Genomic DNA, 8,788 nt, shown 5'->3' on the forward strand with positions numbered 1-8,788 from the left:
GACTTGAATGCAAGTCGGAACCTTGCCCGCATTGGCGAGACCGCCGTCTCGCCAAGGGCGGCTGTAAATACGCCTGATGTTGGAAATGGGATCAACCATTCTCTCGTTTCACAATAAAGCCTTCGACTTCAGTCGAGGGTTATTTACGGACATTCCTGATTGCGAGACATCACCATACGGGTTAAACAGCAAACATGAGTTGGGGCGCGATATGATGAGACTAAAATTTTAACCTGTATTATCAAAGCATTTTATGCTTTTACTAACAAATCAATCAAGAATAGCGATTTATTGCCATTTTAATTTTTTTGTCGGATCCACCCTGAAAAAATGCCGATGATTTACCTCTGTTGCCAAAAAACAGCGATAGCTAATACAGGCTAAAGGTTGTTGTGTTTTCCTCGGTTAGCAGATAATGCAGTCACAATTCCCCTGCTCGGTACCCCATCGCACATGATTGTTGCCCCTCGCCCTCGCCTTTTATCGCTTGCTTGGCGCGCACTACGCGCCATTGCGGTGATATCGGTCATGGCGGTGTTGCTATTGGTGGCGGTATGGCAGGGCTATGTCTTACCACAACTGCCAAACTGGAAAACCACCCTTGCCGCGCGACTGAGTCAAGAAACGGGCTATCGGGTAGAACTTGGCGAACTCAATGCACGTTGGTTGGGTTTACATCCACAAATCGAACTCAGTCGGGTGGTGATTACGCCACCAGATAACAATGCACCCCCTTTGCTATTCAACCGGCTGACCTTGGTACCAGCGTGGTCGAGCCTATGGCAATGGCGGCCCAATTTCGCCAACATCGTTTTACATCAGCCCAAAGTGGATATTCGCCGCGATCCACAGGGACAGTTGAGCATTAACGGCATCACCCTGCAACCCGACGCTGAAAGCGATGGCCAACTCGGGCGCTGGTTATTACAGCAAGATCGGTTGGAGATTCGCGAAGCGTGGCTGCATTTCCGTGATGACCGAGTGGGGTTAAGCCCCATTACCTTAAGCCACGGCAACATCACCCTACAACGTGGTTGGTTGGGCCATGAATTAAGCCTCACCGCCACCCCACCCCGCGCTTGGTTACACACCTTTCGTGCCCGTTTGCAATGGCAAGGCGAAGATCCGCAACAGTGGCAACAGTGGCAAGGAGAGATGGAGATTGAGCTGGCAGGAGCGCGTTTTGCGCCGTGGGCGGCTTATCTGAAAGACATTTTGCACCGGCAAGAAGGCGAAGCAGCGGTCAAAATGAAACTGCAATTTGCCGAAGGCCGTATCACCGAATTAGATGCTAAAACCAGCATCAGCAATGGCCTGTTGCAATTTGCTCAACCCAGCAGCGAAACCCTGAGCGTACCGAATGTCTCTGGTCATATTCGCTACCAACATCACACCCTCGGCACCATGCGCCTACAGGCTAACGACCTCAGCGCCAGCACTTCCGCCGGTAAACTGTTTGAACGCGGCAAGATCGAAGGGGAATGGCAAACCGGCCCCCGTGGGCGGGGCAAACTGGCGATGACCGGGCTGACTTTGTCAGCCTTAAAACCGATCATTCGCCAACTGCCCCTCGACGATAACCTAGCTTGGCGCAGCCTCGACCCCAGCGGTTTTATTCAACAAGCGAAAATTGAATGGCAGGGCGATATCTACCAGCCACAACGCTACCGCTTTCAAGGCACATTTAATGATCTTGGTTGGCAAGGCCAAGCTTCGCTACCCAGTGCACAAGGGCTCAGTGGTCAATTGGAGTTTTCGGAACGCGGCGGACGCATCCGACTCAGAGGCCAACAAAACACCCAACTGCATCTGCCCGAGGTCTTTGCCCAAGCATGGTCATTACAACAGCTAGAGGGCGATCTGTCTTGGCAACGGCAGACGGCACAACACATTGCGGTGGAAGTGCATCAGCTACGTTTTGCCAACAGCGATTTAGCCGGCGAAGTCGAAGGTCGTTATGACTACCACAGCGGACGGGCAGGGGACATTCATTTAACCGGCCAACTGCACCGGCTACAAGCCTCACAAGTTGCGCGCTATCTGCCCTTGGTGTTGGATAGCGAAGTCCGTCAGTGGTTGGCACAAGCTCTGCCGAAAGGCGAAGCAAAAGCGGCGCAATTCCGTCTTATCGGTGATTTAGATCGATTTCCCTTTGCCGATGGAGGGGGTGAATTTAGCGTTGAGGGGCAAGCCGAAGGGGTGACTTTGGCCTTCGATCCCGCATGGCCAGCGATTGAAAATATCCAAGGCACGCTGTCTTTCCACAACGAGAAGCTGACCATCACCGCAAAACAGGCCTCGGTGAAGGGGGTGCAGGTGCATGAAGTGAGCGCCGAGATCCCCGATTTGGCCGCTGTAGGGGGTCACTTATTTTTAAGTGGGCGCGCCCAAGGCGAGACACAAAACTTCTTCCGTTTTCTTGCTGCCAGCCCACTGAATGCCATACTGGCCTCACTCCCCAGCCGCAGCCGCGCCGAGGGAACAGGCGAGCTACACCTTGCCTTGGATATCCCGTTTGCCGATGTCGAAAAAACCCAAGTCAAAGGCAGCTACCATTTTCAAGGCAATCGTTTACAACTGCTGGCTGATGTACCGCCGCTCGATCACGTCAAGGGTACGCTTTGGTTTGATCAACAGGGCTTGCGAATTGATGGCATCACATTACACGCCCTCGGTGGGCAAAGTGTTTTAACGGCACAACGCCGTCGGGATGGCAAATTGGCGTTTGATGTGCAAGGAGATGTCAATATCCGTGCGGTAGGTCAACGCTATTTACCAACATGGTTACAGCCTTTGTTACAAGGGCAAACCCGCCACCACACCCAATTTATCATTCATGACGGCTTAGAAAGTCTCAGTGTCAACAGCGATTTACGCGGCATCGAAAGTCAGCTGCCCGCACCGTTGACCAAACCCCGCCTCGGTATCTTGCCGTTTAGCCTCGACTGGCAACAAACGACAACACCGTCATCAGAGGTGGCGCTACAGGTCAAAATCGCCGAGCATTTTGCCGGTCAATGGGCATTACAAGGTGAACAGATTCGCGCTAGTACGCTGCATATCGGCCACAGCGAACGCCCTGTCTTACCACGCCAAGGCAGCGTGATTGATGTCAAAAGTGATGAAGCCAGTCTCGACAGCTGGTTAGCCTTACTCGCCCCGTTGGGACAACAGGATGACCGCAGCCATTTGAGTTATCCAATCGTATTAAATCTGGAAAGCCAACGCCTCAACTGGACAGATTACCAACTGAAGCAGGTCTATGTGCAAGCCAGCAGCCAGAACGGTAAAACATGGGACGGCAAATTTCAGGCAGCAGGCCTACAAGGTGGGTTTGTCTGGTGGCAAGGACAACCCAACCGCTTAGAGCTGCGATTGCCTGAATTAAAATTGCCTTTGGAAAAATACCGTACCTCCACCGGCCACGCCGCCGCGACCCTCGATCAACGCCCACTACAGCAGTGGCCGTTATTAGAATTGCAGGTGGGTAAGTTGCAATATCGTGGACGGCAGCTTGGGCAAATGCAGCTCTATGGCCGGCCCAGTGAGCGCGGGTGGGAGATTCAGAAACTGAGTTTGCTTAACCAAGATGGTCGCCTCGCGGCCTCCGGCTATCTACAACAAGAACCAGCCCTGACTTGGTTAGAAGTCGAAACCGATAGCAAACAACTTGGTGGGTTTATCCAACGTCTTTCTGGCAGCCAAGCCATGCGGCAAGGCCAAGGTCATTTACAGGGTCGTGTACAATGGCAGGGAAAATTAGCCGATTTTCAAACTGCAGCCTTAAATGGCACTTTGGCGTTTCGTGCCGAAAATGGGCATTTTGCTAAACTGGATCCGGGGCCCGCAAAATTATTGGGTGTGCTGAGTTTACAATCGCTATCGCGCCGCCTACGGTTAGATTTCCGTGATTTGGTTGGCGAGGGTTTTGCTTTTGATAGCGTTACCGGCAATATCAAAATTGAGAATGGTATTTTTCATAGCCAAAATGTGTTGATTCAAGCGCCAGCCGCCGAAGTGAGGTTGCAGGGCAATGTCGATTTAGTACAAGAACAACAAACCTTGCGGGTACAAGTTGAACCACGCATTGCAGAAAGTTTGGCGATTGCCACGGGCGCAGTGTTGCTTAACCCCGCCATTGGCATCGCTGCATTAGCGGCACAAAAAGTGCTGCAAGATCCGGTCAGCAAGTTAATGACTTTGGAGTATCAAGTCACAGGGTCGTTACAAGAGCCCACTATTCAAGCCATCACACCACGAGACAAACCACAACCATGACAAAAAATTGGACTGCTGCCGTGATACAGATGGTATCTGGCACCGACATCCCCACCAACTTAGCCCGCGCCCGCCATTGGGTTGCCGATGCGGCGGCCCAAGGGGCACAACTGGTTGTTTTACCTGAATACTTTGCCATCATGGGGCACAGTGACAAAGATAAAGTGGCCCAGCGGGAACGCTTTGGTGAGGGCCCTATTCAAGCGGCCTTGCAGCAAATGGCACAACAGCATCAAATTTGGTTAATCGGTGGCACCTTACCTCTCGATGCCGGCAATGACGAAAAAGTGTGGAACACCACCTTGGTGTTTAACCCAGCCGGAGAATGCTGCACCCGCTATGACAAAGTGCATTTATTTGGTTTTAGTGGTTTAGGCGAGCGTTACGCCGAGGCCGACACTATCGAGCCAGGCACAGCGCGGGTGGTTGCAGATACCCCCTTTGGCCGTTTGGGTCTGTCGGTATGCTACGACTTACGTTTCCCAGAGTTATTCCGTGGCATGGGCGAAGTCGACGCGATTATCCTACCCGCTGCCTTTACCGCCACCACCGGACAAGCACATTGGGAACCCTTATTGCGTGCCCGTGCCATTGAAAACCAATGTTATGTTTTGGCCTCAGCCCAAGGGGGTGAGCATGAGAATGGCCGTAAAACACACGGCCATAGCATGATTATCGACCCGTGGGGACGAATTCTCGGTGAGTTACCACAGGGGGAAGGCGTAGTCATAGCAGAAATCAACCCCAGCCTCACCGAATCGGTGCGGACACGCTTGCCTGCCCTTCGCCACCGTATTTTTTAATTTAGGACAACCAGACCATGACCCACCTCTTTGCCGAAGCCGAACAGCGGTTACTTGTGCCTGCTGGCTTAAATGAACAAGCCTTACAACAGGTATTTTCTCGTTTACACAGTCATGCTATTGACGATGCCGATTTATATTTCCAATTTACCCGCAGCGAAGGCTGGAGCTTGGAAGAAGGTATTGTGAAATCGGGTAGCCATAGTATTGACCAAGGCGTGGGCGTGCGGGCGATTTGTGGAGATAAAACGGCTTTTGCCTATTCAGATGATATTAGCCTGCCAGCGTTACTGGCCGCCGCCGAGACCACCCGCGCCATTGCCCAAGTCGGTCAATCGCAACAAATTGGTTTAAGCCAACGCACCCAAGGCCATCAACTCTACGCCGGCATCGACCCCATCCCCAGCCTTGATTCTGCCGCCAAAATTGCCCTATTAGAAAAAGTAGAACAATTGGCTCGCGCACAAGATCCACGGGTTAAACAAGTGATGGCTGGTTTAGCGGCAGAATATGATGTGGTGTATTTAGCGCGCCTAGATGGCACCCGCGCGGCAGATGTGCGCCCGTTAGTCCGTCTTTCGGTGATGGTGATTGTGGAACAAGATGGCCGCCGTGAGCAGGGCAGTGCCGGTGGCGGCGGTCGTTTTGATTTTGCTCACTTCACCGAAGCGCGTTTACTCGATTATGTGCAAAAAGCTGTTCAACAAGCTTTGATTAACCTAGAAGCGCGCCCTGCACCTGCCGGTGCGATGACGGTGGTACTGGGGCATGGGTGGCCGGGGATTTTATTGCATGAAGCGATTGGTCATGGCTTGGAAGGCGACTTTAACCGCAAGGGCAGTTCGGCGTTCTCGGGCAAAATTGGTGAACGGGTTGCCGCCCCCGGGGTAACGGTGATTGATGATGGCACGTTAGCAGATCGGCGCGGTTCGTTGAATATCGACGATGAGGGTACCCCGACACAACGCACGGTGTTAATTGAGGACGGGATTCTCAAAGGCTATATGCAAGATCGCATGAACGCACGCTTAATGGGCATGGCCCCCACGGGCAATGGTCGCCGCGAATCGTATGCACATTTACCGATGCCACGCATGACCAACACCTACATGCTCAATGGTCAACACGATGCACAAGAGATTATTGCCTCGGTCAAAGATGGCCTATATGCCGTCAATTTTGGCGGCGGGCAAGTGGACATTACCAGCGGTAAATTTGTGTTTTCTGCCAGCGAAGCATGGCGAATTGAAAACGGCAAACTGACCTATCCAGTCAAAGGCGCCAGCTTGATTGGTAATGGCCCCGAGGTGTTGAATTATGTGTCGATGGTGGGCAATGACATGGCGCTTGACCCGGGCGTGGGCACCTGTGGCAAAGAAGGGCAGAGTGTGCCGGTGGGCGTAGGACAACCCACATTGCGCATCGATGGCGGTTTAACCGTCGGTGGCACCCACACCTAAAAAAACAATCGTTTTAATTTTGTCGGCGCTGTGTTAAAAGCGTGTTTTGCCATTATGTGATGGTCTTGTTAAGAAGCCGTTGATTCATGACTGACTCTAGCTATTCTTTTTACGCCTCGGATGCCGCACTCGAACCTGTGCGGCAAGACACTGCAACTCGCATCTTAGATGTGGCGGAGCGCTTGTTTGTTGAACACGGCTTTGAGGCCACCAGCCTGCGGATGATTACGCAACAGGCCGAGGTCAACTTGGCGGCGGTGAATTACCACTTTGGTTCTAAAGATGCCCTGTTACAACAGGCAGTCATCCGCCGCCTTGCACCGTGGAGCCAAGCCTGTGTCACCGAGTTAGACGCGCTTGAAGCGTTGGAAGAGGCGTTGACCGTAGAACGCTTGGTGATGGCTTTTATCTTGCCATCGCTGGCGATGTCACGCGATCCCAGTCGGGGTGGGGCAATTTTTGTCCGTTTGTTATCGCGGACTTTTATCGAAAACCACAAGCTACTGCGCGAAGCAATTTCGGTGCAACACAGCGAATTTGTCAGCCGTTATAGCCGCGCTTTTGCCAAAGTGTTGCCACATTTATCGGCAGATGAATTGGCATGGCGCTTACATTTCAGTTTTAGTTTGATGTTTAACGCCTTTGCCGGCAACGATGTATTAAAGATTTTCCTCAAACGGCAAGGTGCAGTGACGGCGCGAGAACCAGAATTGGTGGCGAAACACTTGGTACCCTATGTGGTCGCAGGTCTATTAGCCCCCCCTTCTGACATCACGTTTACGTCACAGAGCCTAAGCTAATCTACAAACTGCCTTTTCTCTGTCTGTGAGGTCAATATGAGTGATACCCCACTTCCCTCTTTATTAGACTGGTCTGGCCCGCATGGTGTGTTGGCATTGCGCCTTGAAGCCGATAGCCACAGTGTCAATGCCCACGGTCGAGTGCAAGCAGGGTGGTTGATTGCACGGATGGAACAGGCGGCGGTATTGATTGCCGAACGATTGACCCTTGGTGGGGTTACCACGGTCGCTATTAACACCTGTCAATTCAACACACCGCTGTTTCGTGGTGATGTGTTGAGCTTATATGTAGAACGGCTGCGCGTTGGGCAGCACTCACTGACTTTGAAAGTCAGTGCCAATGTCCATCGGCTGCATGAGGTGTTGCCGGTGACGGAATTGGTGTTGACGCTGGTGGCGATTGATGAACACGGCCACAGTCGCCTCATCCCCCCGCCACAGGCGTGAATGTTCAATCAAATATAAGGCCGCTGGCGGAGCCACTTGGTGGCGATGTATTTCACGCCAGCCCGCACCGGTGCACCGGCATGGAGTGCGCGCCGGTCGGAACGGCCCTGTTCGTCGACATTGCTAAAATACAATGCACGTCCAGTACGAGGCCGCACCGATAAGCCCAACTCAGGAAACTCAGTGGCGCCACCCTCATCCACTTCATTGAGATATAACACCAATGTGGCCACACGTTGCCCACCGTGCCCTAAACGCGCAGCAATGGCAGGGTTGTTAACGTCAAACCAATCATAATGTGCCTTGTACTCACCGCCAGGGGTATAGCGCAATACTTGAATGCCTTCGCCATGTTCGACCGGCCAATCGACCAACGCCGCCAACCGCTGTTCAATGGTCGCCAACAATGGACTTTCACCCCGCTGAAAACCGGCACCATCGCTGCGGCGTTCTGGATGCAACACCGGCTGACCATCATCCCCCACCACCGTCGCACGGGTTAATTTGCTTTCACCCGCACTAATCAGCTCACGGCATTCATCTGCTGTTAGCACATTGTCGAAGACAATCACTTCTGGGCTTTTTAGGTGTAGGGCAATTTGAATTTCATGCCCAGCAATTGACACGCTATTCCCGCTCACCGCCGGTTTCGGTGCAATCAGGGTATTGATATCACTGCTGGCAGCATGGAGGGGCGCTTCGGCGGCGGCGAATAGTTTGACGATAATCGCGTGATCGAGCCCTCCTTTTTCTTTCATGTCACGCCATAGATCGGCTGCAAGGCAACCCCGTTGCAAATTATGGCGCAGCCAGTCTAGCCATTGTTGGTACGGTAATAATTCATTCATAGAATCTCCGCAAGGAAACCCCTGACTTGAGTCAGGGGAGGAATTGCGGGTGCGCAAAGCGCACCCTGTGGTATAAACTGTGACGCATGGTCGATGTCGTCACAAAACGTAATTACTTCTATCAAACGGCCTACCATGTGATCTGGTGCCCG

Annotated in this window: 6 protein-coding genes; 5 read left to right on the forward strand and 1 reads right to left on the reverse strand. The window is 52.6% G+C overall.

The features are described 5' to 3' along the window. Positions 1 to 453 precede the first annotated feature (453 nt). The 5 genes from ACTBZS_RS10985 to ACTBZS_RS11005 all read left to right on the forward strand — a co-directional run bounded on the left by ACTBZS_RS10985 (position 454) and on the right by ACTBZS_RS11005 (position 7,788). On the forward strand, positions 454 to 4,278 hold the full coding sequence (locus ACTBZS_RS10985) for a YhdP family protein (protein ID WP_463044152.1): 3,825 nt from the start codon (positions 454 to 456) through the stop codon (positions 4,276 to 4,278). Next, positions 4,275 to 5,081 (forward strand): carbon-nitrogen hydrolase family protein, encoded by an 807-nt coding sequence (locus ACTBZS_RS10990; protein ID WP_463044153.1) that lies wholly within the window; start codon positions 4,275 to 4,277, stop codon positions 5,079 to 5,081. Before ACTBZS_RS10985 ends, ACTBZS_RS10990 begins: the two co-directional genes overlap by 4 nt. Before the next feature lie 17 nt (positions 5,082 to 5,098). Continuing rightward, positions 5,099 to 6,541 (forward strand): metalloprotease TldD, encoded by a 1,443-nt coding sequence (tldD, locus tag ACTBZS_RS10995; RefSeq protein WP_463044154.1) that lies wholly within the window; start codon positions 5,099 to 5,101, stop codon positions 6,539 to 6,541. 86 nt (positions 6,542 to 6,627) lie between these two features. Next, positions 6,628 to 7,341, forward strand: coding sequence for a TetR/AcrR family transcriptional regulator (locus ACTBZS_RS11000; RefSeq protein ID WP_022653061.1), 714 nt, complete (start codon positions 6,628 to 6,630; stop codon positions 7,339 to 7,341). A gap of 36 nt (positions 7,342 to 7,377) precedes the next feature. Continuing rightward, positions 7,378 to 7,788 carry an acyl-CoA thioesterase gene (locus tag ACTBZS_RS11005; protein WP_022653060.1) on the forward strand — a complete coding sequence of 137 codons (411 nt, stop codon included), beginning with the start codon at positions 7,378 to 7,380 and terminating at the stop codon, positions 7,786 to 7,788. A gap of 8 nt (positions 7,789 to 7,796) precedes the next feature. On the opposite strand, the gene ACTBZS_RS11010 is transcribed toward ACTBZS_RS11005, so the two are convergent. Further along, positions 7,797 to 8,636 carry a 2OG-Fe(II) oxygenase gene (locus ACTBZS_RS11010; RefSeq protein WP_460430765.1) on the reverse strand — a complete coding sequence of 280 codons (840 nt, stop codon included), beginning with the start codon at positions 8,634 to 8,636 and terminating at the stop codon, positions 7,797 to 7,799. Positions 8,637 to 8,788 lie beyond the last annotated feature (152 nt).

The sequence above is a fragment of the Aquaspirillum sp. genome (assembly GCF_055136605.1).

Bases quoted from the DNA above. Each gene is read 5' to 3' on its own strand.
- ACTBZS_RS10985 (WP_463044152.1), top strand. From the start codon at position 454: ATGATTGTTGCCCCTCGCCCTCGCCTTTTATCGCTTGCTTGGCGCGCA.
- ACTBZS_RS10990 (WP_463044153.1), top strand. From the start codon at position 4,275: ATGACAAAAAATTGGACTGCTGCCGTGATACAGATGGTATCTGGCACC.
- tldD (WP_463044154.1), top strand. From the start codon at position 5,099: ATGACCCACCTCTTTGCCGAAGCCGAACAGCGGTTACTTGTGCCTGCT.
- ACTBZS_RS11000 (WP_022653061.1), top strand. From the start codon at position 6,628: ATGACTGACTCTAGCTATTCTTTTTACGCCTCGGATGCCGCACTCGAA.
- ACTBZS_RS11005 (WP_022653060.1), top strand. From the start codon at position 7,378: ATGAGTGATACCCCACTTCCCTCTTTATTAGACTGGTCTGGCCCGCAT.
- ACTBZS_RS11010 (WP_460430765.1), bottom strand. From the start codon at position 8,636: ATGAATGAATTATTACCGTACCAACAATGGCTAGACTGGCTGCGCCAT.